This is a genomic window from Terrirubrum flagellatum (genome assembly GCF_022059845.1).
In the GTDB taxonomy this organism is placed as follows: Bacteria; Pseudomonadota; Alphaproteobacteria; order Rhizobiales; family Beijerinckiaceae; genus Terrirubrum; species Terrirubrum flagellatum.
The window spans coordinates 3,627,061-3,653,160 of sequence record NZ_CP091851.1 but is presented as its reverse complement, the minus strand read 5'-3'; the positions used below and the strand labels follow the sequence as shown (position 1 = coordinate 3,653,160).

Genomic DNA, 26,100 nt, shown 5'->3' with positions numbered 1-26,100 from the left:
ACGAAAAGGGCGGCCCGAAGGCCGCCCGAAATCCGATCAAATCGTGGTCAATGAGCGCCGGCGGCGCTCGCCGCGGCTCCGCCGCCCGACGCCCAGACATAGATGCAGGCGAACAGGAACAGCCACACCACGTCGACGAAATGCCAGTACCAGGCCGCGAATTCGAAGCCGAGATGCTGCTTGGGCGTGAAGTCGCCCTTGTAGACGCGCAGCAGGCAGACCGCGAGGAAGATGGTGCCGATCAGCACATGGGCGCCGTGGAAGCCGGTCGCCATGAAGAAGGTCGCGCCATAGATGCTGCCTTTGAAGGCGAAGGAGGCGTGGCTGTATTCGTAGGCCTGCACGCAGGTGAAGAGCGCGCCGAGCGCGATCGTCAGCCACAGACCCCACTTCACGCTCTCGCGGTCGTTCTCGAGCAGCGCATGATGCGCCCAGGTCACCGTGGTGCCCGAGGTCAGCAGGATCAGCGTGTTGAGCAGCGGCAGATGCCAGGGATCGAAGGGAACGATGCCCTTCGGCGGCCAGTGCCCGCCGGTGAATTCGGCGCGGGTGTATTGATGGATCTCGTTCGGGAATAGCGAGGCGTCGAAGAACGCCCAGAACCATGCGACGAAGAACATCACCTCGGAGGCGATGAACATGATCATGCCGTAGCGATGATGAAGCTGGACGACGCGCGTATGGTCGCCGGTGTTGGCTTCCTTGATGACGTCGGACCACCAGGCGAACATCACGTAAAGCACGCCGATCGCGCCGACGCCGAGCACGAACGGCCCGAGCTTCATGCCGCCGATCGCCAAGCCCTTCATCGACATCACGGCGCCGATGGCCAGCGTCAGCGCGCTCGTGGCGCCGATGATCGGCCATGGGCTCGGATTGACCAGGTGGTAGTCGTGGTGCTTGGCGTGAGCGTCAGCCATCATATGCTCCTTGGTCCCGGGATGCGTCGCGTCTTGCGCGCCGTCAAGTTCCTATCGAAGGGTTTGGGTTGATGCGGCGGCCGTCACCGGCCGCGGATTCTTGGTTGCGAAGAAGGTGTAGGACAGCGTGATCGTCTGGACCTCGCGCATGTCGGGGTCCTTTTCCAGCGCTGGATCAAGGAAGAAGACCACAGGCACTTCCACCGACTCTCCCGCCTTCAGCGGCGTGTCATTGAAGCAGAAGCATTGCAGCTTGTTGAAATACTGGGCCGCGACCGGCGGATAGACGTTGAAGGTCGCGGTGCCCATGGTCTCCGCGCGCGAGAAACTCGCCGCCTTGTAGAGAATCGTCTTGGTCTCGCCGGGCTTCAGATCGACCTGCGGCTCTTCCGGTTCGAATTTCCAGGGCAGGCCCGGAGCGACATTGGCGTCGAAGCGCACGCGGATCGCGCGCGAGCCTGTTGTCGCGGCCTCTTTCGTCGCGACCATCGGCGTGCCGTCGAAGCCAGTGACGCGGCAGAACAGGTTGTAGAGCGGCACGGACGCGTAGGCGAGGCCGACCATGCAGGCGACGAAGCCCGCGCACAGAAGCGCGGTGCGGCGATGCGCCGGATTCGTGGGCTTTGACGACAGCGATCCGCTCATCGTCTCACAGCTCGCGATTCATCACGCCAGGTCCGAGCTTGGCGATGGTGATGATGTAGAAGAAGGCGCAGAGCGCAGCGAGCGCGATCGCGATCGCCACCGACCGCATGCGGCGACGCTTCTGCTCCTCGGGCGTGAGGACGACGCCATTGCGATCGTTCATGCGGCGTACCCGAACAAAGACATGACGGGAGCCGTCACGCGCTCGGCCAGCAGCGTGGCGAACAGCAGGAAGAGATAGAGAATCGAGAAGCCGAACAGACGCCAGGCCGATTTGACCGCGGCCGAGCCTTCGCGGTCGCGATAGACGCGCCAAGCGTACCAGATCATCACGGCACCGGTCAGCGCAGCGACGATGAGATAGGCGAGGCCGCCGAAGCCGAGCGTGTAAGGCAGGAGCGCAAAAGGCGCGAGGATCAGCGTGTAGATAAGGATCTGCGTGCGCGTGGAGGCTTCGCCGGCGACGTTCGGCATCATCGGGACGCCCGCCTTGGCGTAATCATCGGACTTCACCAGCGCCAGCGCCCAGAAATGCGGCGGCGTCCAGATGAAGATGATCGCGAACAGCACGACACCTGCGATCCCGACATGGCCCGTCATCGCCGTTTCGCCAATCAAAGGCGGCAGCGCGCCGGCTGCTCCGCCGATCACGATGTTCTGCGGCGTCCAGCGCTTCAGCCAAAGCGTGTAGATCACGGCGTAGAAGAAGATGGTGAAGGCGAGCAGCGCCGCCGCGAGCCAGTTCGCGACGATTCCCAGAACCGCGACAGAACCGATCGCGAGCGGCGTCGCAAACGCGATCGCTTCGTCCCGCGTCACCCGGCCGCTCGGGATCGGGCGGTTGCGCGTGCGCGTCATCAGCGCATCGATATCGGCGTCGGCCGCCATGTTGAAGGCGCCGGACGCGCCTGCGCCGACGGCGATCGCCAGAAGCGAGGCAAGCGCGAGCACCGGATTCACAGGCGTCGACGCGATCGAGACGCCGGTGAGCGCGGTGAAGACGACGAGCGACATCACGCGCGGCTTCATCAATTCGAAATAATCGCCGGGCGTGGCGAGAGACGGACGCGCGAAAGCCGGCGTCATCGCGCGCGCTTCGCCGTCATGTTCACTTGCCATCGACATTGTTCGATCCACGACGCCGTCGCGCGATCCGCGCTTTGCGTCTTCTCTCTTCTTGCGCCCTTCGCCGAAGCGCCGCATCGGCGCTCGGGGGAAGGGCGCGGCCTCGGAGCCGCGCCGTTTTTTTAGTGATGATCGTCCGCCGCGATGCGCGGCAGCGTCATGTACTGGTGGAAGGGCGGCGGCGAGGACAGCGTCCATTCGAGCGTCGTCGCGCCTTCGCCATACGGGTTGCCCGTCGCCTTCTCCTTCCGCACGAACACGACGTAATACATCGAGGCGAGGAAGAAGATCACGCCAGCCGCGAAGATGTAGGAGCCGAAAGAGGAGACCCGGTTCCACGGCGCCAGCGCGTCGGGATAATCGACATAGTGGCGCGGCATGCCGGCGAGTCCGGAGAAGTGCATCGGGAAGAACAGGACGTTCGCGCCGATGAACGAGATCCAGAAATGGGTTTTGCCGATCCAGTCCGGGATGATGTAGCCGAACATCTTCGGGAACCAGTAGTACCAGCCGCCGAAGATCATGAAGACGGCGCCGAGCGACAGCACATAGTGGAAGTGCGCGATCACGTAATAGGTGTTGTGCAGCGAGCGATCGACGCCGGCGTTCGCGAGCACGACGCCGGTGACGCCGCCGACCGTGAACAGGAAGATGAAGCCGAGCGCCCAGTGCATCGCTGTCGAGAAGCGGATCGAGCCGCCCCACATCGTCGCGATCCAGGAGAAGATCTTCACGCCCGTCGGCACCGCGATCACCATCGTCGCGGCGACGAAATAGGCCTGCGTCTTCAGCGACAGGCCGACCGTGTACATGTGGTGCGCCCACACGACGAAGCCGATCGCGCCGATCGCCACCATCGCATAGGCCATGCCGAGATAGCCGAAGATCGGCTTCTTCGAGAAGGTCGAGATGATGTGGCTGACGATGCCGAAGGCCGGAAGGATCATGATGTAGACTTCCGGATGGCCGAAGAACCAGAACAGGTGCTGATAAAGCACGGGATCGCCGCCGCCGGCGGGATCAAAGAAGGTCGTGCCGAAGTTGCGGTCCGTCAGCAGCATGGTGATCGCGCCCGCGAGCACCGGCAGCGCCAGCAGCAGCAGGAAGGCCGTGACGAGGATCGACCAGGCGAACAGCGGCATCTTGTGCAGCGTCATGCCCGGCGCGCGCATGTTCAGGATCGTGGTGATGAAGTTGATCGCGCCGAGGATCGAGGCCGCGCCCGCGGTGTGGAGCGCGAGAATGCCGAAGTCGAGCGCGGGGCCGGGATGGCCGCTGACCGACAGCGGCGGATAGACCGTCCAGCCGCCGCCGAAGCCGTGCGAGCCGGGAGCGCCTTCAACGAACATCGAGGTGACGAGAAGCACGAAGCCGCCGACCGTCATCCAGAACGAGATGTTGTTCATGCGCGGGAAGGCCATGTCGGGCGCGCCGATCATCAGCGGCACGAACCAGTTGCCGAAGCCGCCGATCAATGCGGGCATCACCAGGAAGAACACCATGATGAGGCCGTGGCCCGTCACGAAGACGTTGAAGGTCTGCGCGTTGGAGAAGATCTGCATCCCCGGCTCCTGCAGCTCCATGCGCATCATCACGGAGAGGAAGCCGCCGACGAGGCCGGCGCAGAGCGAGAACAGCAGATAGAGCGTGCCGATATCCTTATGGTTGGTCGACAGCAGCCAGCGCCGCCAGAACGTCGGATATTCATCGTGATGATCGTGATCATCGGCGTGAGCGGCGGCCTGAGCCATTATCCTGTCCTCTGCCTTTGCTTTTTTTGAGTTGCCAGTTTCGTGTCTGTGTCAGCGCTGCGCGGCGGTCGTTTCAGCCGCGGCGAGCTGCGTCGGAGCGGTCTCGGTCGACGCGTATTTCTTCTTCGCGTCCTCGAGCCACTTGGCGTAGGCCTCCTGCGACACGATGCGGATCGCGATCGGCATGAAGGCGTGGTTGGCGCCGCAGAGACGCGAGCACTGGCCGTAATAGAGACCTTCGCGCTCGGCCTTGAACCAGGTCTGGTTCAGGCGGCCGGGAATGGCGTCGATCTTCAGGCCGAAGGCCGGCAAGGCGAAATTATGGATGATGCTTTCGCCGGTGACCTGCAGGATGATGGTCTTGTTGACCGGCAGCACGAGTTCGTTGTCGACCGCGAGAAGGCGCGGCATGTCTTCCGCCGGACGACCGTCAGCGACGGCCTTCTTGATTTCCTCGTCGCTCAGCATCGCCGAGATGAAGGAGAAGCCGCCGGCGTCCTTGGGATATTCATACTCCCACTGCCAGTTGCCCTTGCCCGTCGCCTTCACGGTGAGGTCGGCGGTCGGAAAAATGAGCTGGAAGCGCAGCAGGCGGAACGAGGGAATGGCGATGCCGAGCAGGATCAGGATCGGCAGCACGGTCCACGCCACTTCGAGCACGGTCGAGTGAGTGGTCTTCGAGGGGACCGGATTGTTCTTCTCGTTGAAGCGCCAGCAGACATAGATCATCAGGCCGAGCACGAAGAGCGTGATCACGGTGATGATGATCAGCAGCGCGTTGTGAAGCGCGACGATGCGATGCCCGTTCTCGGTGACCATCTCCTGAAGATTGATCTCCCAGGGCTTCGGCGCGCCGGCCGGAACCGCCCATGCGGCGGAGGAGACGAACAGGGCTGCAAGAAAGGAGCCGAGGGTCGCGAGGCGGGCTTGCATCTTGGTGATGGCCTTCATGAAACGGGCGTTCGGACGGCAAGTTTGGGGCTGCTCTAAGCTACCCTGTTGACGCCCGTCAAAACATATCCCCTTCCAGGGCGCAATCGGCGGCCCTTTTCCCCGTGATGCGGCATATGGGCGCTTGGATCGGACGCAGTTGAGGCGTCCGCAGAGCATGTTAGCGGCCGCTTTCGTAGGATTCTTGACAGGCCGGGCCTCGCATGGTCCGAACGGCCGGCGGCTGGCGGGCGCGCGCTTCCATCGGGAATGCGACGCGCATGGCCAGTTGGAGCGGACCTGGACTTGCCGAATCGATTTTGTTGGACCCTGCCGTTGCATGCGCGATGGGCAGGCGTCTTTCTCTTCGCTGCGATTTGCAGCCTTGCGGCGAGCGCTGGCGGCGCGCTCGCGCAGGGGCAATTGCGCAACGCTTATGGCGACTGGCAACTTCGTTGCGAGCAGCAGACCGCGCAGGCGCCTGGCTCGACCGCTCCGCTCCAGCCGAAGGAGCAGTGCGCGCTGGTGCAAAGCGTCGCCGCGGAGGACAAGCCGAATGTCACCCTCGTCGTCGTCGCCTTGAAGACGGCCGATGGCAAGAGTCGGCTGCTGCGCGTGATCTCGCCGCTCAATGTTCTTTTGCCGGCGGGCCTAGGCCTCAGGATCGATGACGCCGACATCGGCAACACCGGCTTCGTCCGTTGCCTGCCGACAGGCTGCGTCGCCGAAGTGATCATGGATGACGATCTCATTCGCCAGCTCAGGGGCGGCAAGACGGCGACTTTCATCATCTTCGAGAAGCCCGAGGAGGGAATCGGCATTCCGGTTTCGCTCAACGGGTTTGGCGATGGTTTCGACAACTTGCCGTAAGGGCGATCTCAATAGCTGGAGTTGAAAGCGTGACGTCCGGTTCGACAGTCCCTGTCCGCATGTCTCAAATCCGCATTGCCGGCGTCGCGGCCGCCGTGCTGGCGCTTGGCGCCTGCTCGTCCAGCGGCTCTTCCGGCGCTCCGTCGTCCGGCCAGCCCGGCAATGCGCTGAGCAATCTGTTTTTCTGGGGCAGCCCCACGGTGCCGCCGGCTCCGCCTTTGCCGGAGGACAGCGATTTCGAGTGTCCTTCGGTCACTGTCGCGGCGAACGGCGCGGCCTATCGGGTCGGTGGCGATACGGTTCGCGTGCAATATTCCATGGGCGACACGGCCCGCGAGTGCACGAACGTCCAGCGCGACGGCAGTTTCACGTTGAAAGTTGGCGCCGAAGGCAGGGTCCTTCTGGGGGCGGCAGGCTCGCCCGGCCGCTATGATGTGACGGTCCGTTTCGTGGTGAAGGCGAACGAGAAGCCCATCCTCACCCGGGTCCAGCGTCAGTCGGTCGTCATTCCCGCGGGCGCGACGCAAGGGTCGTTCGTGATGGTCGAGCAGGGCATTCAGGTGCCGCCCAACCAGCGCGATCTCGAAATCGAGGTTGGATTCGGAGCGGGAGGGGCGCCGGCCGCGCCTCGTCAGAGGCGCGCGGCGCGCAGATAGCGTCGCGGAGGAAATCGAGCGGAATAGGAAAATAATCATTGACAGCGTGACGCTGGTTTGGTAGGGATTTGGCACGCTCAGGAATTGCGAGTGGTGGAAGCCTTGAGGGGGGCTGGTTTCGGACGCGTCTTCGCCATGAAAATGGGGCAGGCGGGCGGTTGCTTCGAAGCCGCGAGGCAAATAGATCGACGAAGTTTTGGGAGAACGCGATGTCGGGGATCCGCATCCTCATGATGTCCATTCTGGCGGCGACGTCGGTTGGCGTCGCCTCATCTGGCGCTTACGCGCAATCTGCGGCCTGCGCTGAAGGGCAGAAGCTGATCACGGCGCGCGGCGCGATGGTCCAGGCCCTGTCCAACATGGGCAAGAAGAAGATGACGCCGGTGGACGCCTGCGGCCGGTTCAATGCGCTTGTCGCCAACGGCCAGAAGCTGATTAGCTGGCTCGATCAGAACGGCGCCTGGTGCAACGTGCCGGAAGCTGTGTCGACCCGCGTCAAGGACGACCACAAGCAGGCCCAGACGATTCGCGGTCAGGCCTGTGCGGCCGCCTCGAAAATGCGTCAGATGGAGGCGCAGGCGGCTCGTGCAGCCAAGCAAAATCAGGGCGCTCCCGGCGGTTTCGGCGGCAATGGCGGCGATCTCGTCTCCGGCGCCATGCGTGTGCCCCAAGGCGCGCTGTAAGTTTCGCGCATGAACGCCGAAAGTGCGGCTGGCGCGGTCAGCGACGCGCCGGCGGGCAACCTCGTCGATCGCTACGCGCCCCCATCCTGGCGGCCTTTTCTCCGCATGGCGCGAATCGACCGGCCGATCGGCTGGGAGCTTCTGCTTGCGCCCTGCTGGTGGTCGGCGGCGCTGGCGGCGGTGGCGGCCGGACTTCCCGGTCCCGATCCTTTCCACATCTTTCTGTTCTGGGTCGGCGCGATCGCGATGCGCGGCGCGGGCTCGGCCTGGAATGATCTGGTTGATCGCGATCTCGACGCCAAGGTCGAGCGCACCCGCAGCCGCCCGATCCCGTCAGGTCAGGTGACGCCGAAGCAGGCGGCCGTCTTCCTCGTCGCGCTCGCGCTTGTCGGGCTCGCCGTGCTGCTCACTTTCAACCGCTTCACGATCATCGTCGGTCTGTGTTCGCTGCTGCCGGTCGTGATCTATCCCTTCATGAAGCGCGTCACGTCCTTTCCGCAGGTGGTGCTCGGCATGGCCTTCGCGTGGGGCGGCCTTATGGGATGGGCGGCGATTTTTGGTCGGCTCGATGCGCCGGCTTTCCTGATCTATGCGGCGGCGATCGCATGGACCTTCGGTTACGATACGATCTATGCGCTTCAGGATATCGAGGACGATGTGCTTGTCGGCATCGGCTCGACGGCGCGCTTTTTCGGCGACCGCGCGCGTGAAGCCGTTGCCGGCGCCTATGCTCTTACAACGGTGTTGATCGCGATCTCGTTCGCGCTCACGCCGAATATCGGCTGGCCGTCGTGGCTCGGCCTCGCCGGCTTCGCGCTGCATCTTTCCTGGCAGGTGAAGACGCTGGATCTGCGCGATCCCCGGCGCGCGTTGGCGCTTTTCAAATCGAATCGCGATTCCGGCCTGATCCTGTTCGCCGGACTTGTGCTCGACGGGCTGGTGTGAGGATAACCCCGCAAACTCGACTGTAGTGGACTTGGATAAGGGAATTATGGTGATACGTTGCTATTGATCACATTCGGTGCGAGCGTGAGCGCTCGGTCGAAGAATGCCGGGATTTCTTCGGCGAGTTGCTTCAGAAATTCCGTGCGATCGAAGCCGGGCGGGTCGGCGCTGATGTCGCCATCCAATGTCGGGATCGGGGCGCTGGCGGGGTTCATGAAGGCGAAGTGCCAGGCATTGGCGATGACGCGATAGTCCGCTCCGGGAAGGTTCTGCCCGATCCATGCGGCGTGAAAGCGTGGCGGTAGCCAGCGGTCCTTTTCCGCGGCGTAGATCAGGGCCGGCACGGTGATGGCCTTCAGGGATTGCTCCGTGAATATGACGCCGACGGGCGCCATGGCGACAATCGCGCGCACACGCGGATCGGCGGTCGACTCGAGCGCAAGCGGCGCCTGCATTTCGCTGATGTCGCGGACCATGCCGCAGGAGATCGGGTCTTCCGCCGCGTCCTTCGCGCAATGCGCGCCGATCCGGGATAGATCGACCCGGCCTCCCGCCAAGGCAACCACGGTGTAGCCGCCGGCCGAGTGCCCGGCGGCGGCGATCCGCGGCCCTTTGACGTCCGTCGCGATGCGGTCTTTCCATTCGGAATCCGCAAGCAGCGCGTCGATCAGGCGCGAGACTTGGCGGGGCCGTTCGGTGAAGTAGGCGCCCAGCGGCTTTTGCCACAGCGAACCGTCTTGGTAATTGTCGCCCGGGTGACGCAGCGCCGCCACCAAGTAGCCGTCCCGTGCGAGGGCCTCGGCCAAGCTGCTCTGGCCGAATTCCGAACCGCCGGTCCCGTGGCTGATCACGATGAGGCCTTTGGTCATTGCCTCCGGAACGGCCATGGGGGTCGCGCGGACCGTGAACGATCCCACCATGATCGGGCGCATAGGCGCCTGCGTCGGGTAGTACAGAGCGACCGGGATCTTCTCAGGGTTCGTGATGGACGGCGGGACCTCATAGGGCCGCAGCCCTGCTTCGGCCGCTCTCGCTGCGCCGGAGAACACGCCCATCACCGTCGATGCGCTGCAGAACAGCAAGGCGGCGGAGCGGAGCCGCTTGTAAATCGCGAATGTCATGGATGCGCCTCTTGTGAGCCGCTATCCTGGTAGGTAGGGGCGGCCGAGCAGGTCGAGCCCGATTTCGCGAACGGTAGGGTTTATTCGCCAGTGACCATTGCCGGCACGCTCTCGGCGACTGCGTCCTTTCAGTGGCGCCGTCCCGCCGCCATCTTGCTCCCGCTCGTCGTCGCGGCGTCGTTCGCCGTAACGGGTGCGTTCGGCACCTATGTCAGCATGACGCTTCCGCTCCGCCTGTTGCATTTCGTCGGGGTCGCAATCGCCATCTGCACGATCGTCTTTGCGCTCTCCGAAATCGTTCGGCGATTTTGGTTCGGCGGCGTATTGCCGTTCTGGACGATGCTCGCGATTGGCGTCATCACGGCTCCGGCCGGCGGCTGGATCGTTCTCGAGTCCCTGGGCTTATCGGCGCCTCAGGCGCTTTCGCACGTCACCTATCACGAGCTGACTATCCAGGTGCTGCTGTCCAACCTCTCGATCGGAGGGCTGGGCTGGAACTTGCTCCGGCAATCCCGCACACAGAGCGCTGCATGCGAGGCGCTGCAGCAGCCACATTCGAATTCCGACCAGGCGTTGCGCGCGAAACTTCCGATCGGGATGCGCAACGCCGCCATCCTCGCCCTGAGCGCCGAAGACCATTACGTGAGGGTGCGGACCGACCGTGGCGAGGCCTTGATCCTGATGAATCTCGCGGCCGCGATTGCGACGCTCGGAGAGAAGGCCGGCGTGCGTGTCCATCGCTCGCATTGGGTGTCGCGCCAGCTCGCCGAAGAGGTTGCGATGCGCGGCTGTCGGGGCTGCGTTCGCGTGAACGACAATACGGTGCTGCCGGTCAGTCGTTCGGGCCGAAAGCTGCTGAACGAGGTCTGGACGGGCTAATGAAGTCCGGCTGGAGCTACGGCGACGGCGCATTCATTGGAGGCGCCGGCGCTGCCGCAAGCATCGGCATTTATCATCGATTTGTGCTCTTCAGGAACCGAGAAGCCCCAGCGCCAAAGGCAAAAATTATGTCACGCTGACCCGTAGCGCGGAGCCGCCAATCAGCGCCCCATCTCCACAGCGTGATGCACGATCGGCGCCAGCGGCAGGCGCGTCGTCTGACGACGCATGAGGAAGCGCGGCCGGCGACTGCGCGTCAGCGCGCGCATGCGGCGGCCGGAATGCGCCTTGCCGAGAAGCAGCGGGCCGATCATCGCCTCGAGCGCGATCACGCCGGCGTCGGGACGCTGCACGATCATGGGAAGTCCGAAGGACCGGCTCGCGGCGCGCCATTCCGCGACCACGTCTGCGTCGCCCTGCACGGAAAGAACAACCGAGACGCCGTCATCGCGCAGCAGCGCGATTTCGCTTTCGGCGGGATCGTCCGCGCGTTCGCTCGCCATCACGCCGACGAAGCGGCTGTTCGGCAGACGCCTGGTGATCGACACGCCGGCGATGACGTCAGTCATCACGACATCGCCCTCCGAAAGCGCGCGGGCGCGAATGCCCGCGCGATGGAAAGGGCCGGCTCCGCAAGGGGAAGCCGGCCCGGCGTCGAACGCCTCTGCCGTCATTGATCGCCGTCCTGTGTGACGTCGGCGCCCGCTCTTGAATGGCGGGCGTCCGTTGCGATCGAGATAGCGTTCGAGACCCTGCGAAGCGCTTAAGCAGGTGGGTAAAGCGCTGGTGAACGCTGAGAATTCGGCCGCGAAACGGCGAGATGGTTGACGCCGCGTTGTCATCGAACGCCGGTTTCAACCGATTGGTTCCGTTGCGGCGCCGCTAAAGACGCTGCGCGGCGAGAGGGAGCGCTTGCCGCGGGACGGCGTCGAAGCTACTCGCAGGGGACATGAGCCAGACGGACGCAGCCCTTCTGCTACCCGCCGTCGCCGCCGCGGCGCGCGAAGCCGGCGCGCTCGCCATGGGCTGGTTTCGGCGCGGCGAGAAGACCTCGGCCCGCGTCTGGACCAAGGACGGGGATTCGCCCGTCACCGAGGCCGACGTCGCCATCGACGAAATGCTTTCCCAGCGGCTCGGCGCGCTGGGCGCCCATATCGGCTGGCTGTCGGAAGAGGCCGAGCGCCATCCGGAATCGGGTTCGGATGCGCCGGCCTGGATCGTCGACCCCATCGACGGCACCCGCGGCTACATCTCTGGCGCCGACCTCTGGGCGGTCTCCATTGCGCTGGTTCAGGCCGGCCGACCCCAACTTGGCTGCCTCTATCTGCCGGCGCTCGATCGCCTGCTGACGGCCTCAGCCGGAAACGGCGTCGCCTGCAACGGCGCGCCGCTCGCGCTGACGGAGGCCGCTCCGCGCATCGCCGCCGGGCCGCGGCCGGTCCTCGACAAGTTCATGGCGCATGTCGAAGGGTTTTCCGTCCATCCCAAGATTCCTTCGCTCGCGGCGCGCATCGCGGCGGTCGCCGAGCGTCAGATCGCGATCGCCATCGCCTCAGACGGCGCGCGCGAATGGGATGTCGCCGCCGCCGACCTCATCGTCGAGGAGGCGGGCGGCAGGCTGACCGATCTGCACGGCAAGCCCGTGCGGTACGACGCGACGCCGCGCCGGCATGGCGTGCTGATCGCGAGCTGCGAGCCCGACCATGACTCGCTTGCGCAATCGCTTGGCGCGGCGCTTGCAAATTCCGCGCGGCCGTGAATTTTCCGCAGCGGCTCTGATCATCACTTCAACCAGCAGGCTCACCCATGTCGCAGAGCGAACAGCCCAAGCAGTTGCTCCATCTCGTCCTTGGCGGCGAACTCACCTCGCTCGACGGCGTCGAGTTCAAGGACCTGTCAAAGCTCGACATCGTCGGCGTGTTTCCGAATTACGCCAGCGCCCATGCGGCCTGGAAGGCCAAGGCGCAGTCGACCGTCGACAACGCGCAGATGCGCTATTTCGTCGTGCATCTGCATCGGCTGCTCGACCCCGCTGCAACGAAAGCCTGACGTGGGTTTCATCAAGAATGTCGGCCGTTCGGCCGCGATGCAGGAGACGCTTGGCTTCGTCCTCGCCTCCTATCTCAAGCTGGTGAAGGCGACGAACAGCTTCGTCATCGAGCCGGCCGATCTCTACGATCGTCTCGATCGCGAATGGCCTGTCATCATCGCGATGTGGCACGGTCAGCATTTCATGGTGCCGTTCGGCAAGCGGCCGCAGGATGAATATCGCGTGCTGATCTCGCGCCATGGCGATGGCGGCATCAATGCGATCGCTTGCCGCTATTTCGGCATCGAGGCGATCCGCGGCGCCGGCGGCAAACCACAGGACATGCATCGCAAGGGCGCGGTCGTCGGCATGCGCGAGATGCTGCGCACGCTGCGTGACAACCGCTCCGTGACCGTCACCGCCGATGTGCCGAAGATCGCGCGCGTGGCTGGAGATGGGCTGATCGCGTTGGCGAAAGCGTCGGGTCGTCCGATCCTTCCCTACACGGTCGTGACCAGCCGCCGCATCGACTTCAATTCATGGGATCGCGCCAGCGTCGGCAAGCCGTTTGGCCGCGGCGCCATGGTGATGGGCGAGACGGTGCGCGTCGCGCGCGACGCCGACGCCGAGGAAACCGAACGCGCGCGGCTGATGCTGCAGAACGAACTCGATCGCATCCACAAGCGGGCTTACGAGCTTGTGGGCCGAAGCGATCCCGGCGCGGGCTTGCGCGAGGGGCGCGCCGCGGCATGACGCGTCGTCCGCTTGCGCTGGCGGCTTATGCACTGGCGACGCGCGCCGCCGCGCCGCTCGCCGGGCGATTTCTCGAATGGCGCACGAAGCGCGGCAAGGAGGATCGCGAGCGTCGCGGCGAGCGTTTCGGCGTCGCAAGTCTCCCACGTCCGAACGGACGCCTCGTCTGGATGCATGGCGCGAGCAATGGCGAGACCATGTCGTTGCTGCCTCTCGTCGATCGGTTCCGCGCGCAGGATTTTCGCGTGCTGGTGACGTCGGGAACGATCGCGTCGGCTTCGCTGATGCAGCGGCGGCTGCCGCCGGGAGCGGTCCATCAATATCTGCCGCTGGATTCGCCACGCTTCGTCGATCGCTTTCTCGCGCACTGGCAGCCTGAAGTCGCGATCTTCGCGGAATCGGAATTATGGCCGAACCTGATCATGCAGACGCATCGCGCCGGCGCGTCGCTCATGCTCGTCAATGCGCGCATGTCGGAGCGTTCCTTTCAACGCTGGCGCCGCGCGCCGTCGATCATCGGCGGGCTTTTGAATCATATCGATCTCGTCATGGCGCAGAGCGATCCCGACGCATTTCGCTATGGCGCCTTGGGGGCGCAGAACGTCGTCAATGCCGGCAACCTGAAATTCGACGCGCCGCCGCCGCCCGCCGATGCGATGAAGCTCGCGGCGATGTCGGCTGCGGTCGCCGGCCGCGCCGTGTGGCTCGCGGCGAGCACGCATCCCGGCGAGGACGAAGAGATCATCGCCGCGCATAGACTGATCGCCTCGCGCATCCCCGACATGCTGACGATCATCGTTCCGCGCCATCCCCATCGCGGCGCTGATATCTGCGAGATTGCAAGACTCGAAGGCCATCGCGCCGCGCTTCGCACACGCGACGGGCTGCCGGCGCGCGACACCGAAATCTATGTCGCCGATACAACAGGCGAACTCGGCCTGTTCTTTCGCCTGAGTCCGATCGCCTTCATCGGCGCAACGCTTGTCGACAAGGGCGGCCATAATCCGATCGAGCCGGCCAAGCTCGGCGTTGCGATCCTGCATGGGCCGCATGTGCGCAACGCCGCCGACACCTACGCGGCGCTCGATCGCGAAGGCGGCGCAATCGAAATCGTGGACGCGAAATCGATTGCGCAACAGGTGATTTCTCTGATTGGCGATGTCGGACCTTTGCGCGCCATGGGCGAGAAGGCTTTCGCCGCGGTCGGGACGCTCGCCGGCGCGACGGATAGGTGTTTTGCCGCGATGGCGCCGTTTCTCGAGGCGAAGGCCGACGCGCCGGAGCGCGCCTGATGCCGTTGCGCGCGCCTGCTTTCTGGCTGCGTCCGCCGGGGATTGTGGCGCATCTCCTGTCGCCGGTTGGCGCGATCTATGGCGCGGCGACGGCGCATCGCATGGCGCGCGCGGGCGCCGAGGTTGGCGCGCCCGTGATTTGTGTCGGCAATCTCACGCTCGGCGGCGCCGGCAAGACGCCGACCGTGATCGCGCTCGCGAATATTCTGAAAGAGCAGGGGCGCAGGCCCTTCGTCGTCTCGCGCGGCTATGGCGGGACGACAATGGGGCCGCTGCGTGTCGATCCTCAGTCGCATGACGCCGCGCTTGTCGGCGACGAGCCGATCGAGATCGCGCCGATCGCGCCGGTGATCGTGTCGCGCGATCGCGTCGCGGGCGCGACGATGGCGGTCGCCGGCGGCGGCGATGTGATCCTGCTCGATGATGGTTTGCAGAATCCATCGCTGCGCAAGACGTTTTCGTTTGCGGTCGTCGATGGCGAAGTCTGGTTCGGCAATGGGTTGTGCTTTCCCGCCGGCCCGTTGCGCGCGCCTGTCACATCGCAGCGGCCTCACATCGATGCGTTGATCGTGATCGGCGGCGGCGATGCGCCGCGAAACGTGGCGCGCATCCTCGAAGGTCTGCCTGTGCTGCGTGCGCGCTTTGCGCCATCGCCCGAGGTGAAAGCTCTATCGGGGCGCCGCGTGCTCGCCTTCGCCGGCATCGGCCGCCCGCAGAAATTCTTCGACATGCTGCGGGCGCAGGGCGCGCGCGTCGAAGCCGCACAATCCTTCGCCGATCATCGCCCCTATTCGGATGACGAACTCGGCCGCATCGCCGCGCGCGCCGCCAAGGCGGATCTCGTCCCAGTCACGACAATGAAGGATCTCGCGCGCATCGGCGCGGAGCGGGCGCAGCGCCTATTCGCGGGCGCCTTGCGGACGGCGCCAGTCGCGCTGGAATTCGATGAGCCTGAAACGATCCGGGCGCTGCTTAAGCGCGCGGTTCAGAACTGAATGGCGCTCTTGCCCTGCTTGACGCGCGTCAGCGAAGCGGCCGGCGTCGCATAGGCTTCCTGCCGGTCGACGGACCAGTATTTGAGCTGATCGACCGGAATCGGCTGACCGGTCACGGCGCAGCGCACGAACGCGCCTGGGCGGATCACGCGCAGGTCGGCGTCGAGATACTCGATCACCGCTTCGGAGAGCGGCGCGGGCGGGCGTTCATGTCGGTTCATGGCGTTCACGACCGCTTCTGCCGTGAAATCGGCGAGGGAGCAAGCGGGGGCTAAAACAGGTCGCCCTGCGTCGGTCCCGCGGGCTTCGGCGCGCGCGCCGGCTTCGCCGGCGGCGATCCCTCCGCTGTCGCCGCGACCTTTCCGTCGGCGAATTCGAGCGACAAGGCCGAGCCTGCAGCTACTGAGCTCGCGCGCGTCAGCGGATGGCCGCCGCCGTCGCGCACGACCGCGTAGCCGCGATCAAGAACCTTGCGATAGCTCAGGCTGTCGAGAAGCTGCGACAAAGTCGCGAGCTTCGCGCCGCGATTTTCCTGCGCCCGCGACAGCGCGCGCTTAAGACGGTTTTCAATGGAGGTAAGCTTTGTCTGCTCGGTTTGCAGCCGCCTTTTCTCGATTGCTGCGCGACCGGAAATTGCGCGTGCAAGCCGATCGCCGAAAACACTCAACTGACGCTGCTTGTCCGCGATAGCGCGAGCGGCAGCTTCCGCGGGACGATCTCTTAACGCTTCGAACTTCGCGCGCCGCGCCGCGAGCAAGGCTTGCGGAGAACGAGCCGCCAGACGGCCGCCGAGGCGCGAAACGCGCAGCTCCGTGTCGCGCAGTCTCCGCCGCAGGAACAGAGGCAGATTCTGGCCCGCGAGATCGAGCCGCTGACGCGGCGTCGAGAGCAGCGCCGAAGCCTGTGGCAGGGCGCGGATGGCGCTGCGCAGCTCCGTCTTCAGGCCTTCGACGAAACGTCTGAGGGCGCCGCGATGGCGGCCTGCGAGATCATGAACATTCGCCATGAGGTCGGCGCGCACCGGCACCGCCATCTCCGCCGCGCCGGTGGGAGTCGGCGCGCGCATGTCGGCTGCGAGATCGATCAGCGTCCAGTCGGTCTCGTGGCCGACAGCGGAGATCAGCGGGATATCGCTCTCGGCCGCGGCGCGCACGACGATTTCTTCGTTGAAGCCCCAGAGATCCTCGATCGAGCCGCCGCCGCGCGCGACAATCAGAATGTCGGGGCGCGGAAGAGCGCCGCCTGGAGCGAGCGCATTGAAGCCCCTGATGGCGGCGGCGACTTCGGCGGCCGACGTCTCGCCCTGCACGCGCACCGGCCAGACCAACACATGGCGGGGAAAGCGATCCGACAATCGATGCAGGATGTCGCGGATGACGGCGCCGGTTGGCGACGTCACGACGCCGATCACTTCGGGCAGATAAGGCAGAAGCTGCTTGCGCGCGGGATCGAACAGCCCTTCGGCGGCGAGCTTCTTGCGGCGCTCTTCGAGCAGCGCCATGAGCGCGCCGACGCCAGCCGGCTCCAGCGCTTCGATGACGATCTGGTATTTCGACTGGCCCGGGAAGGTCGACACCTTGCCGGTCGCGACCACTTCGAGCCCGTCCTGCGGCTTGAAGCGCAGGCGTCCGAACACGCCCTTCCAGATCACGGCGTCGATGCGGGCGTTGGCGTCCTTCAGGCTGAAATAGACATGGCCCGAGGAATGCGGCCCGCGATAGCCGGAGATTTCGCCGCGCACGCGCACATGGCCGAACGCATCCTCGACCGTGCGTTTCAGCGCGCCGGACAGTTCCGAAACGGTGATATCGGGCGCGTTTGTGGAAGCGGAACTTCGGGCGGCTGAATCGACGGACATCGCGCCGATTTAGCCCGCGGGGGCGCGAATGGCCAATCGCGGGTCAGACGGGCGCCGAGGCGCGCTCACCATACAGCTTCATGATGCCGGCCCAGCCACCTTCGGAGTCGAAGGAGCCGCGCAGCGTCCCGGCCGCTTCGCCGAAGCGCTCGAGATCGCGATGCTCGAGTTCGATGCGCGTCAGCGCGGGTCCCAACGCCACGAAACGGATTTCGACTTCCGTGATGAGCGCGGGGTCGTGCTTCCAGTCCGCGCCGATCTGCCAGCCGAGTACGAGGCGCGTCGGCGGCTCCCAGGCGAGCACCTTGCCCCACAGGCAGATTTCGCCGTCCGCGGCGCGCTCGAACCAGCGTCCGCCGGCGAAAGGCTCGATGATAGCGGTCTCCGCCGGCTTGGCGGCGATGTGATGCGTGGCGAGCGGCCACCATGCGCCATGCTCTTCGGTGAAGACGCGAAAGGCGCGCGCCTGCGTGACTTCGACGGTGATTTCCTTGCGGACGGAAGCGATCGTCATTGGTGCGGTTTCTCGATGCGGGCTTTGAGATTGAGCAGCGCCTTGCGCCAGAGCTGGTCGAGATAGTCGCGGACCTCGGCCACGCGTTCCGGCTCGATGCGATAAAGATTGCGCGTACCGACGGAGTCGAACGCCACAAGCCTGGCCGATTGAAGCGCCTTGAGATGCTGCGACACGGCCGGGCGCGACACCGGCAATCTCTCCGCGATCTCGCTGACTGAGCGCGGCCCGTCGGCCAGCATCTCGAAGATCGCGCGGCGCATGGGATCGCCGAGCGCCGCCATGATGTCGCCGCCTGTTTCGGGCGGATCGCGAGCCGTCATTCGCGTCTCCAGCGCACAACCGCTTTATGTAAGTCAGCGCTTACCATAGCGTCGCAACTACGTAAGTCAACGCTTACATAACCGGCTTTGGCGTCGTGCTGGCGCCTCGCGCCGGAGGCCCTAAAGACCGGCTCGTCGGCTCGGGATTCGGGTCACATGAACGTTCTTCTCATCGGGTCGGGCGCCCCCCAGCGGCTATTGTACAGGTTGATTGAGCGAGTATACGCGGCGGCGATTGATGCTCCGGATCCGACGCCTGATCGCGCAGGAGGTCGGTCAGGCGAGATTTCCTTACGATGGAGGCGGCGCGTGGCCGGCGAGAACGACGACTATGTTTACGACGAAGCGACGGGCGAGTGGCGTCCGGCTGCGGAGATGGCGGCGGCGAACGCCCATCAGGTCGTCGTGCGCGACGCCGCGGGCAATATTCTCGCTGACGGCGATTCGGTCACTCTCATAAAAGATCTGAAGGTGAAGGGCGCCAATCAGACCCTGAAGCAAGGCACGGTCATCAGGTCGATCCGCCTGACAGACAATGACCAGGAAATCGACTGCCGCTACGAAGGGATCAAGGGGCTTGTCCTGCGCACGGAATTTGTGCGCAAGCGCTAGCGGGCTTGTCGGCTTTACATTGAAGCGCGCAATAAACCGAAGCGCGAAAGTTGAATTGAGCCGCGTCTTGCAACGCTCTTCAGGCAGCGCCGTCAGCGCGCCGACGCGGCGGCCAATTGCGGCCGCTGCAACGCCGCGGACGAAAGCCGCTCCACCAGATCGACAAGCGCAGCGCGGTCATTGTTCTTCCGCGCGATCGCATCATCGACGACCGCATGCAGTCCGTTGAAGAGAAACACCGCCGTCAGCGCCGGATCCGGGATGCGCCAGGCGCGCGCCGCAGCGCCCGCCTTCAGCAACTCCGCCAGATTCGCGACCGCCATATTCCCGATCTTCATGCCGCGATTCTGCAGCCGATAATCGTGAAAGACCGTATCATGCAGCCGGACATGATCGAGATAGGCGTTGATCGCAGCTCCAATCCAGGCGCGCAGCCGGCCCTGCCAGTCGTCAGCCGCCTGCTTCATGACCGCCGCGTCGATTCGATCCAGGCACATTGTGACGAATTTCGTGCGCAGCGCGCTCAGGATCTCGTCCTTCGATTTGAAATAGAGGTAGAAGGTCCCCTTTGCGACGCCGGCGCCGGCGACGATGTCGTCGATCGTCGTCTGGCCGACGCCCTTTGCGATGAACAGCTCCTCCGCCACGTCCATGAGATCGCGGCGTCGAATGTCCGAGGGCTTGGTTCGCGCTGTCGCTGTGGCGCGCCCGCGCGTTTTTTCCGATCGTTTCATGAGCCGCGGCTTCCGAACCGCTCCTTAGCTGGAAAACGCGGAGCGATCCAGCCAGTTTAGCATGATTCCACAGTTGCTTATTTAAATTGACTGACTGTCAGTCATCAGCTAACAACGTCTTCGCTCAAGAAATTCGCCGCTGAAAGTTCAGCGCCTGTCGAAATGAGGCGACGCCGCGCGTCACTGCTGTGTCCGCGCCGGGCCTCCCAAGCCGTTCGCGCGTCAGGAGTTGCGAGAACATGTCCAACGGAAAGCGCATCGCTCTCATCGCCGCCGTCTATCTCGGAAGCTTCATGGCGCTTCTTGACGTCAGCATCGTCAATCTCGCGCTGCCGACTCTGCAGGCGAGTCTGAAATCGGACTTCGCCGGCCTGCAATGGATCATCAACGCCTATGGTCTGTGCCTCTCCAGCCTGACCTTGTCCGCCGGCGCGCTGGGAGATCGCTACGGCCGCAAGCGCTGCTGGCTGATGGCGATTGCGCTCTTCGTGATCGGTTCGCTTTTCTGCGCCGCCGCGCAAAGCCTGCCGTCATTGATCGCCGGCCGCATCGTGCAGGGAATCGCCGGAGCTGCGCTCATTCCCGGCGCGCTCTCGATTCTCACGCAGGCCTTTCATGATCCAAAGACGCGCGCGCATGTCATTGGCGGCTGGGCCGGGTTCACCTCGCTGTCGATGATCGTCGGACCGGCGCTTGGCGGTTTTCTCATCGCCATCGCTGGCTGGCCCAGCATCTTCCTGATCAATGTTCCGTTCGGCCTTCTGACCATCGGACTCGGCCTCTGGGCGATTTCCGAATCGAGCGACCCCGATCACGCCTCGTTCGATCCCGCGGGGCAGATTGTCAGCGCGATCTGGCTGGGCGCGCTGTCTTTCGGGCTGATCAATGTTGGCGCGGAAGGCTGGGCGGCGGCGGCGACGATGGCGCCGCTTGTGATCGCGCTCGTCGGTTTTGCCGTCTTCGTTTTCATCGAGCGGCGCGTCGCCGCGCCGATGCTGCCGCGCGCGCTGATGGGCGATGGGCGCTTCGTGACGATCAACATCGCATCCTTCGCGCTTGGTCTTGCGAGCTATGGCAGCCTCTTCTTTTTCTCGATGTTCCTGCAGGACGTTCAGCAGCTTTCGCCTGAGGCGGCGGGACTTCGCATGACGCCTCTCGCAATATTCACCGCCGTCGCCGCGACTTTCTCCGGCCGCGTCAGCGCCCGAATCGGCCTTGACGCCGCGATGATCGCGGGCTTCGCCATCGTCGGCGGGGCGATGGGCGGCATGGCTTTCCTCGAGCCAGGCTCTTCCTACGCCTTGGTCGGGTTCCTGTTCGGCATGCTCGGCGTGGGGATCGGTTTCGCCATTCCCGCCATCAGCGCCGCCGCCATGATCGCCGCGCCGCGGACGCAATCGGGCGTCGCGTCTTCGGTGGTCAATGCGGGGCGCCAGACCGGCGCGATGGTGGGCGTCGCCTTGCTGGGCTCGCTCATGAGCATGAGGGCCGTCGAGGCGATGAAGGCCGCATTGACGCGCGCCGGGATCGCTTCGCCGGCGGATATGGCTCAGGCGATCGTCATTCGGCGCGATTTCTCCGGCGCAGGCTTTGACGCGGCGCGCGGCTTTCTGGTCGATGCGCTTCAGAACGGCTTCCGCAGCGCGATGATCGCGTCCGCGCTTGTCGCGGCGGCGATGGCGGTGGCTTTGGGCGTCATCAACGCGCGCCGTCTCCGGTCCGCCAAAGAGCCGGCTGCGGCCGAATAATCCGCCGCGTTGCGCCCTGCCGCGCCAAACGTTAGGAGGCGGCAGGGATCGCGACCACATGAACATTCTTCTCATCGGCTCGGGCGGCCGCGAGCATGCGTTGGCCTGGGCGTTGTCGGCGTCTCCGCTGTGCGACCGGCTTCTGATCGCGCCCGGCAATCCCGGAACTGCGGAATGCGGCGAGAACGTTCCTGTCGATCCCGCCGATCATGCAGCGGTCGTCGCTCTCTGCGCGCGGGAGAAGATCGACTTCGTCGTGATCGGCCCCGAGGTTCCCCTGGTGGCGGGCCTCGCCGATGCGGTGCGCGCCGCCGGCGTGAAAGTGTTCGGGCCAAGCGCGGCCGCGGCCCAGCTCGAAGGCTCTAAGGCTTTCACCAAGGAGCTTTGCAAAGTCGCGAACATTCCGACCGGGGCCTTCGCGCGCTTCACCAGCGCCGATGACGCGCTCGCTTATCTCAGGGAGAAAGGCGCGCCAATCGTCATCAAGGCCGATGGACTCGCCGGCGGAAAAGGCGTCGTCGTCGCGGCCTCGCTGAAGGAGGCGGAAGACGCCATCGCCATGATGTTCGAGGGCGGCCTTGGCGCCGCCGGCGCAGAAGTCGTGATCGAGGAGTTTCTCGAAGGCGAAGAGGTGAGTTTCTTCGCGCTCAGCGACGGCCACACCGCGATTCCGCTGGCGTCGGCGCAGGATCACAAGCGCGTCGGCGATGGCGATGTCGGCCCGAACACCGGCGGCATGGGCGCCTACTCGCCAGCGCCGGCGCTGACGCCGGAATTGCAGCAGCGCGCCATGGACGAGATCATCCATCCAACCGTCGCGGCGATGAAAGCGAAGGGCGCGCCGTTTGTCGGCGTTCTCTTTGCGGGGCTGATGCTGACGCGCGAAGGGCCGAAGCTGATCGAATACAATGTCCGCTTCGGCGATCCCGAGACCCAGGTGATCATGCCGCGCATGAAGACCGATCTGGTCGCGACGTTGCTCGCGGCATGCGACGGCGTGCTTGGCAGTTTCGACGTGCGGCTCTGGGACAAGGCCGCGCTGACCGTGGTGATGGCGGCGAATGGCTATCCCGGCGACTACAGGAAGGGTTCGACGATCCGCGGCGTCGCTGATGCGGCAGCGCTCGACGACGTGCTCGTTTTCCATGCCGGCACGGCGATGAAGGGCGATGAGCTCGTCTCAAATGGCGGCCGCGTGCTCAATGTGACGGCGATCGCGCCGACGATCGCCGAAGCGCAGAAGCACGCCTATGACGCGATCAGGCTGATCGACTGGCCGGAAGGATTCTATCGCCGCGATATCGGCTGGCGCGCTGTTTCGAAGCACTGACGCGCATCGTCCGCCTGGCCGGTAGACGCGCGCCATACGCCGTGTAGTCTTCCGCGCATGAGCGCTGATCTCGCCGACCTCTTCCCCGGCTTTGCCTCGCACTGGATTGATACGGAGGCCGGCCGCATCTTTGCGCGCAGCGGCGGCTCCGGGCCGCCGGTCGTGCTCATTCATGGCTTTCCCCAGACCCATGTGGAGTGGCATCTCATCGCGCCCGAATTGGCGCAGCGCTTCACGGTCGTCGCGCTCGATTTGCGCGGTTATGGCTGGTCGTCCGCGCCGCGCAGCGAGAAAGGCGAACTCTACGCCAAGCGCGCCATGGGCGGCGATATCGTGCGCGCGATGGAGGCGCTGGGCCATGCCCGCTTCGCCGTCGTTGGCCATGATCGCGGCGCGCGCGTCGCCTATCGTCTCGCGCTCGATCATCCCGGCCGTGTCTCGAAGCTCGCGCTGCTCGACATCATGCCGACCATCACGATGTGGGAAGGCATGGACGCGAAGCGCGCGATGCAGGTCTATCACTGGTCGTTCCTGGCGCAGTCCTATCCCCTGCCGGAAACGCTGATCAGCAAAGCTCCTCTTGAATTTATCAATCATACGCTCGCGAGCTGGACGAAGGCGAAGTCGCTTGCGCCTTTCGATGACTTCGCGCTCGCCCATTATCGCGCTTTCTTCTCCGATCCCTCGCGCATTCACGCCTGTTGCGAGGATTATCGCGCCGGCGCGACTATTGACGTCGAGCATGATCGCGCCGATCGCGAGAGTGGAAAGACGGTCCTGTGTCCGACACTCATCCTGTGGGGAGATGTCGGGATTCCAGCGGCCGGAACCAATCCGCACGATGTCTGGCGCGCGAGCTTCACGCCGGGCGCGACGGGGCAAAGCGTCGACTCCGGCCATTTCCTGCCGGAGGAGAATCCTTCGGCGACTCTCGCCGCGCTCGCTCCATTTCTCGCGGCCTGATGATCTCGATGCGCGTTGCGATCCTCGCCGACATCCATGGCAATGCGCTTGCGCTCGAAGCCGTGCTCGCGCGCCTGCGCGAAGATGCGCCCGATTTCACGGTCAATCTCGGCGACTGCGTCTCGGGTCCGCTCTGGCCGCGCGAGACGGCCGGGATTCTGATGGCGCAGGACTGGCCGACGGTGCGCGGCAATCACGATCGCTGGGTGACCGATCAGTCGCGCGCGGAGATGATCCCCTCCGACGGATTTGCGCGCGATGAGATGAGCGATGCGCAACTCGATTGGCTGCGCGCTTTGCCGTCGATCTTGCAACTCGACGACATGTTGATGTTCCATGCGCGGCCGAAGGACGACAACGCCTATCTTCTCGATGATGTCGCTCCGTCGGGCGAAATGACGCTTGCGCCGCGCGAGCGTATTGAGGCGCACCTCGCCGGCGAAAGCGCGCCGCTCATCCTGTGCGGCCATTCGCATCTGCCGCGCGTCGTCATGACCGCGAACGGCGGAGTGATCGTCAATCCCGGCAGCGTCGGCGCGCCCGGCTATCATGATCCCACGCCGCCGATTGAACATTGGGCCGAGGTCGGCTCGCCGCACGCGCGCTACGCGATTGCGACGCGACGCGGCGGCGTCTGGAGCGCAGCGCTCCACGCCGTCGAATATGACTGGGACGCAGCGGCGAAACGGGCCGCGTCGCTTGATCGGCCCGATTGGGCGCGCGCATTGGCGACCGGATTCGTTCGCGACAGGGGAGGGCGCATTGGCGACGATTGATCGGCAGGCGGCCTATTCCGGCGTCAAGGATGTCGCGCCGCAGCTCGCTTTCGATCAGGCGGCGCTCGAACGCTATCTCCTCGCGCATGCGCGTGGCTTCGCTGGCCCGCTCGCTATCAAGCAATTCAAGGGCGGCCAGTCGAACCCGACCTATTTTCTGGAGACGCCGTCGCGCAATTATGTGCTGCGCCGCAAGCCGCCAGGAAAATTGCTGGCTTCGGCGCATGCGGTCGATCGCGAATTCAAGGTGATCAGCGCGCTTCATGCGCAGGGATTTCCGGTCCCCGAGCCGATCGTGCTGTGCGACGACGAGTCCATTATCGGCACCGCGTTCTATGTCATGAGCCATGTGGCCGGGCGCATCTTCTGGAGCCCGGCGATTCCTGAATCCGATCCGGCCGAGCGCGCGGCGATTTTCGATCAGATGAACGCCACGCTCGCGCTGCTGCACTCCTATGATCCCGGCGCGATCGGCCTCGCCGATTACGGCAAGGCCGAGGGCTATGTGGCGCGCCAGATCGCGCGCTGGTCGAAGCAGTATGTCGCCTCGCGCACCGATGACGTGCCTGACATGGAGCGGCTGATGCGCTGGTTGCCCGAGCACGCGCCTCAGACTCTCAGGCCCGCTATCGTTCACGGCGACTACAGGCTCGACAACATGATCCTGCATGCGAACGAGCCGCGCGTGCTCGCCGTGCTCGATTGGGAATTGTCGACTGTCGGCGATGCGATCGCGGATTTCACCTACCACGCCATGACCTGGGTCATGCCGCGCGCCGAAACCGGCATGTCGATGCCGACGCTGCAGGGGCTCGATCTCGTCGCGCTCGGCATTCCCGATCTCGATTCCTATTGCGATCTCTATGCAAGGCGCGCGGGTCTCGCCGAGATTCCACACCGGAACTTTTATTTCGCCTACAATCTGTTTCGCCTCGCGGCGATTTTGCAGGGAATCCTCGGCCGTGTGCGCGACGGCACGGCCGCCAACGCGAACGCCGCCAATATGGCGAACTCGGTTGCGCCGCTTGCGGCGGCGGCGGTGGCCTTCGCGGAGAAGGCCGGCGCGTGACGTCGCATGCCTTGGTCTGTGCGCTGGCGCACTGGATTCCGGGGGCGAACCGGGCTACCCCCGACAAGTGACGGGACTCCAGACTATCTTGTTGCGTCCCGGGCGGGACTCTGACGGCGACGACATTGCAGCGCTCATCGCTCGCATTTTCGCTGAATATGAGGGGTGCTTCTTCGACCGCGCCGAATTTCCGGAACTGAAGGCGCCGGCGTCCCATTACGCTTCGAAAGGCGGACGGCTCTGGGTCGCCGAGCAGGACGGGGCCGTCGTTGCGACAACTGCGGTGTTCGTGAATCGCGAGCCTGACGCCTTCGAGATCGGCAAAGTCTATGTTGCGGCGCAACTGCGCGGCTCCGGACTGGCGCAGAAGCTGTTGTCGCTTGCACTGACGGAAGCGCGCGAGCGCAAGGGGCGCGAGATGGTTCTCTATTCCGATACGCGCTTCACGCGCGCCCATGCGTTCTATGAGAGGCTTGGCTTTGTCAGGCTGCCCGGGGTGCGCCTGCTGCATGATATCTCGCATACGCTTGAATTTGGCTTTCGCCTGCCGTTGAAGGCCGGGGACGCTGTGTGAGTCAG

General features: G+C 64.8%; 30 protein-coding genes. 17 read left to right on the top strand and 13 right to left on the bottom strand.

Translation table 11 applies throughout. The features are described from left to right. Positions 1-47: 47 nt before the first annotated feature. From L8F45_RS17590 to coxB, 6 genes are all read right to left on the bottom strand, one after another. Positions 48-920, bottom strand: coding sequence for a cytochrome c oxidase subunit 3 (locus L8F45_RS17590; protein ID WP_342363482.1), 873 nt, complete (start codon positions 918-920; stop codon positions 48-50). Between the two features lie 51 nt (positions 921-971). Then, the gene (locus L8F45_RS17585) at positions 972-1,565 is read right to left on the bottom strand and encodes a cytochrome c oxidase assembly protein (RefSeq protein WP_342359170.1); all 594 of its coding nucleotides are present in this window, start codon (positions 1,563-1,565) and stop codon (positions 972-974) included. A gap of 4 nt (positions 1,566-1,569) precedes the next feature. Further along, positions 1,570-1,728, bottom strand: a complete 159-nt coding sequence (locus L8F45_RS17580; RefSeq protein ID WP_342359169.1) for a hypothetical protein — start codon at positions 1,726-1,728, stop codon at positions 1,570-1,572. Continuing rightward, positions 1,725-2,684, bottom strand: a complete 960-nt coding sequence (locus L8F45_RS17575; RefSeq protein ID WP_425330030.1) for a heme o synthase — start codon at positions 2,682-2,684, stop codon at positions 1,725-1,727. The genes L8F45_RS17580 and L8F45_RS17575 overlap by 4 nt, the downstream gene beginning before the upstream one ends. 128 nt (positions 2,685-2,812) lie before the next feature. Beyond that, on the bottom strand, positions 2,813-4,441 hold the full coding sequence (gene ctaD / locus L8F45_RS17570; RefSeq protein ID WP_342359168.1) for a cytochrome c oxidase subunit I: 1,629 nt from the start codon (positions 4,439-4,441) through the stop codon (positions 2,813-2,815). 51 nt (positions 4,442-4,492) lie between these two features. Next, positions 4,493-5,392, bottom strand: coding sequence for a cytochrome c oxidase subunit II (gene coxB / locus L8F45_RS17565; protein WP_342359167.1), 900 nt, complete (start codon positions 5,390-5,392; stop codon positions 4,493-4,495). A 315-nt stretch (positions 5,393-5,707) separates the two neighbouring features. On the opposite strand from coxB, the gene L8F45_RS17560 reads away from it, so the two are divergent. The 4 genes from L8F45_RS17560 (at position 5,708) to ubiA (ending at position 8,525) form a co-directional block, all read left to right on the top strand. Continuing rightward, on the top strand, positions 5,708-6,241 hold the full coding sequence (locus L8F45_RS17560; protein WP_342359166.1) for an invasion associated locus B family protein: 534 nt from the start codon (positions 5,708-5,710) through the stop codon (positions 6,239-6,241). A gap of 29 nt (positions 6,242-6,270) precedes the next feature. Then, a complete protein-coding gene (locus L8F45_RS17555) occupies positions 6,271-6,897 on the top strand; it encodes a hypothetical protein (RefSeq protein WP_342359165.1) in 627 nt (208 codons plus the stop codon). Positions 6,898-7,106: 209 nt separating this feature from the next. Next, the gene (locus L8F45_RS17550; RefSeq protein ID WP_342359164.1) at positions 7,107-7,580 is read left to right on the top strand and encodes a hypothetical protein; all 474 of its coding nucleotides are present in this window, start codon (positions 7,107-7,109) and stop codon (positions 7,578-7,580) included. A gap of 9 nt (positions 7,581-7,589) precedes the next feature. Continuing rightward, complete coding sequence (ubiA, locus tag L8F45_RS17545; protein WP_342359163.1) at positions 7,590-8,525, top strand: 4-hydroxybenzoate octaprenyltransferase; 936 nt, start codon at positions 7,590-7,592, stop codon at positions 8,523-8,525. 44 nt (positions 8,526-8,569) lie between these two features. Here ubiA and L8F45_RS17540 read toward each other — a convergent pair whose 3' ends face one another. After that, positions 8,570-9,646 (bottom strand): alpha/beta hydrolase family protein, encoded by a 1,077-nt coding sequence (locus L8F45_RS17540; RefSeq protein WP_342359162.1) that lies wholly within the window; start codon positions 9,644-9,646, stop codon positions 8,570-8,572. Between the two features lie 90 nt (positions 9,647-9,736). Between L8F45_RS17540 and L8F45_RS17535 the strand changes: the two genes are divergently transcribed. Beyond that, the gene (locus tag L8F45_RS17535) at positions 9,737-10,525 is read left to right on the top strand and encodes a LytTR family DNA-binding domain-containing protein (protein WP_342359161.1); all 789 of its coding nucleotides are present in this window, start codon (positions 9,737-9,739) and stop codon (positions 10,523-10,525) included. A gap of 161 nt (positions 10,526-10,686) precedes the next feature. On the opposite strand, the gene L8F45_RS17530 is transcribed toward L8F45_RS17535, so the two are convergent. Further along, the gene (locus L8F45_RS17530) at positions 10,687-11,094 is read right to left on the bottom strand and encodes a DUF6101 family protein (protein WP_342359160.1); all 408 of its coding nucleotides are present in this window, start codon (positions 11,092-11,094) and stop codon (positions 10,687-10,689) included. 380 nt (positions 11,095-11,474) lie between these two features. On the opposite strand from L8F45_RS17530, the gene L8F45_RS17525 reads away from it, so the two are divergent. The 5 genes from L8F45_RS17525 to lpxK are packed head-to-tail and all read left to right on the top strand — an operon-like array spanning position 11,475 to position 15,594. Next, the gene (locus L8F45_RS17525) at positions 11,475-12,284 is read left to right on the top strand and encodes a 3'(2'),5'-bisphosphate nucleotidase CysQ (RefSeq protein ID WP_342359159.1); all 810 of its coding nucleotides are present in this window, start codon (positions 11,475-11,477) and stop codon (positions 12,282-12,284) included. A 47-nt stretch (positions 12,285-12,331) separates the two neighbouring features. Further along, the gene (locus tag L8F45_RS17520) at positions 12,332-12,574 is read left to right on the top strand and encodes a DUF4170 domain-containing protein (RefSeq protein ID WP_342359158.1); all 243 of its coding nucleotides are present in this window, start codon (positions 12,332-12,334) and stop codon (positions 12,572-12,574) included. Between the two features lies 1 nt (position 12,575). Further along, positions 12,576-13,307 carry a lysophospholipid acyltransferase family protein gene (locus tag L8F45_RS17515; protein ID WP_342359157.1) on the top strand — a complete coding sequence of 244 codons (732 nt, stop codon included), beginning with the start codon at positions 12,576-12,578 and terminating at the stop codon, positions 13,305-13,307. Then, positions 13,304-14,599 (top strand): 3-deoxy-D-manno-octulosonic acid transferase, encoded by a 1,296-nt coding sequence (locus tag L8F45_RS17510; RefSeq protein WP_342359156.1) that lies wholly within the window; start codon positions 13,304-13,306, stop codon positions 14,597-14,599. The genes L8F45_RS17515 and L8F45_RS17510 overlap by 4 nt, the downstream gene beginning before the upstream one ends. After that, a complete protein-coding gene (lpxK, locus tag L8F45_RS17505; RefSeq protein WP_342359155.1) occupies positions 14,599-15,594 on the top strand; it encodes a tetraacyldisaccharide 4'-kinase in 996 nt (331 codons plus the stop codon). The genes L8F45_RS17510 and lpxK overlap by 1 nt, the downstream gene beginning before the upstream one ends. On the opposite strand, the gene L8F45_RS17500 is transcribed toward lpxK, so the two are convergent. Genes L8F45_RS17500 through L8F45_RS17485 form a run of 4 tightly spaced genes read right to left on the bottom strand, consistent with a single transcriptional unit; the run spans position 15,585 to position 18,289 of the window. Then, complete coding sequence (locus L8F45_RS17500) at positions 15,585-15,815, bottom strand: DUF2093 domain-containing protein (protein WP_342359154.1); 231 nt, start codon at positions 15,813-15,815, stop codon at positions 15,585-15,587. The genes lpxK and L8F45_RS17500 overlap by 10 nt on opposite strands. 50 nt (positions 15,816-15,865) lie before the next feature. Beyond that, positions 15,866-17,452 carry an exodeoxyribonuclease VII large subunit gene (gene xseA, locus L8F45_RS17495; protein WP_342359153.1) on the bottom strand — a complete coding sequence of 529 codons (1,587 nt, stop codon included), beginning with the start codon at positions 17,450-17,452 and terminating at the stop codon, positions 15,866-15,868. Positions 17,453-17,495: 43 nt separating this feature from the next. Further along, entirely contained in the window at positions 17,496-17,966 is a 471-nt protein-coding gene (locus L8F45_RS17490) for an SRPBCC family protein (RefSeq protein ID WP_342359152.1), read from the bottom strand. Then, positions 17,963-18,289 carry an ArsR/SmtB family transcription factor gene (locus L8F45_RS17485; RefSeq protein ID WP_342359151.1) on the bottom strand — a complete coding sequence of 109 codons (327 nt, stop codon included), beginning with the start codon at positions 18,287-18,289 and terminating at the stop codon, positions 17,963-17,965. Before L8F45_RS17485 ends, L8F45_RS17490 begins: the two co-directional genes overlap by 4 nt. A 309-nt stretch (positions 18,290-18,598) precedes the next feature. Here L8F45_RS17485 and L8F45_RS17480 point away from each other — a divergent pair, with 309 nt between their 5' ends. Continuing rightward, positions 18,599-18,901, top strand: a complete 303-nt coding sequence (locus L8F45_RS17480) for a zinc ribbon domain-containing protein YjdM (protein ID WP_342359150.1) — start codon at positions 18,599-18,601, stop codon at positions 18,899-18,901. Positions 18,902-18,993: 92 nt separating this feature from the next. Here L8F45_RS17480 and L8F45_RS17475 read toward each other — a convergent pair whose 3' ends face one another. Next, complete coding sequence (locus tag L8F45_RS17475) at positions 18,994-19,554, bottom strand: TetR/AcrR family transcriptional regulator (protein ID WP_342359149.1); 561 nt, start codon at positions 19,552-19,554, stop codon at positions 18,994-18,996. Positions 19,555-19,874: 320 nt separating this feature from the next. On the opposite strand from L8F45_RS17475, the gene L8F45_RS17470 reads away from it, so the two are divergent. From L8F45_RS17470 to L8F45_RS17445, 6 genes are all read left to right on the top strand, one after another. Then, the gene (locus tag L8F45_RS17470) at positions 19,875-21,383 is read left to right on the top strand and encodes an MFS transporter (protein ID WP_342359148.1); all 1,509 of its coding nucleotides are present in this window, start codon (positions 19,875-19,877) and stop codon (positions 21,381-21,383) included. Positions 21,384-21,441: 58 nt separating this feature from the next. Further along, positions 21,442-22,713 (top strand): phosphoribosylamine--glycine ligase, encoded by a 1,272-nt coding sequence (gene purD, locus L8F45_RS17465; RefSeq protein ID WP_342359147.1) that lies wholly within the window; start codon positions 21,442-21,444, stop codon positions 22,711-22,713. A 57-nt stretch (positions 22,714-22,770) separates the two neighbouring features. Continuing rightward, entirely contained in the window at positions 22,771-23,676 is a 906-nt protein-coding gene (locus L8F45_RS17460; protein ID WP_342359146.1) for an alpha/beta hydrolase, read from the top strand. 8 nt (positions 23,677-23,684) lie between these two features. Further along, a complete protein-coding gene (locus L8F45_RS17455; protein ID WP_342359145.1) occupies positions 23,685-24,452 on the top strand; it encodes a metallophosphoesterase family protein in 768 nt (255 codons plus the stop codon). After that, positions 24,439-25,521, top strand: coding sequence for a phosphotransferase family protein (locus tag L8F45_RS17450; RefSeq protein ID WP_342359144.1), 1,083 nt, complete (start codon positions 24,439-24,441; stop codon positions 25,519-25,521). Before L8F45_RS17455 ends, L8F45_RS17450 begins: the two co-directional genes overlap by 14 nt. A gap of 91 nt (positions 25,522-25,612) precedes the next feature. Continuing rightward, on the top strand, positions 25,613-26,095 hold the full coding sequence (locus tag L8F45_RS17445; protein ID WP_342359143.1) for a GNAT family N-acetyltransferase: 483 nt from the start codon (positions 25,613-25,615) through the stop codon (positions 26,093-26,095). Positions 26,096-26,100 lie beyond the last annotated feature (5 nt).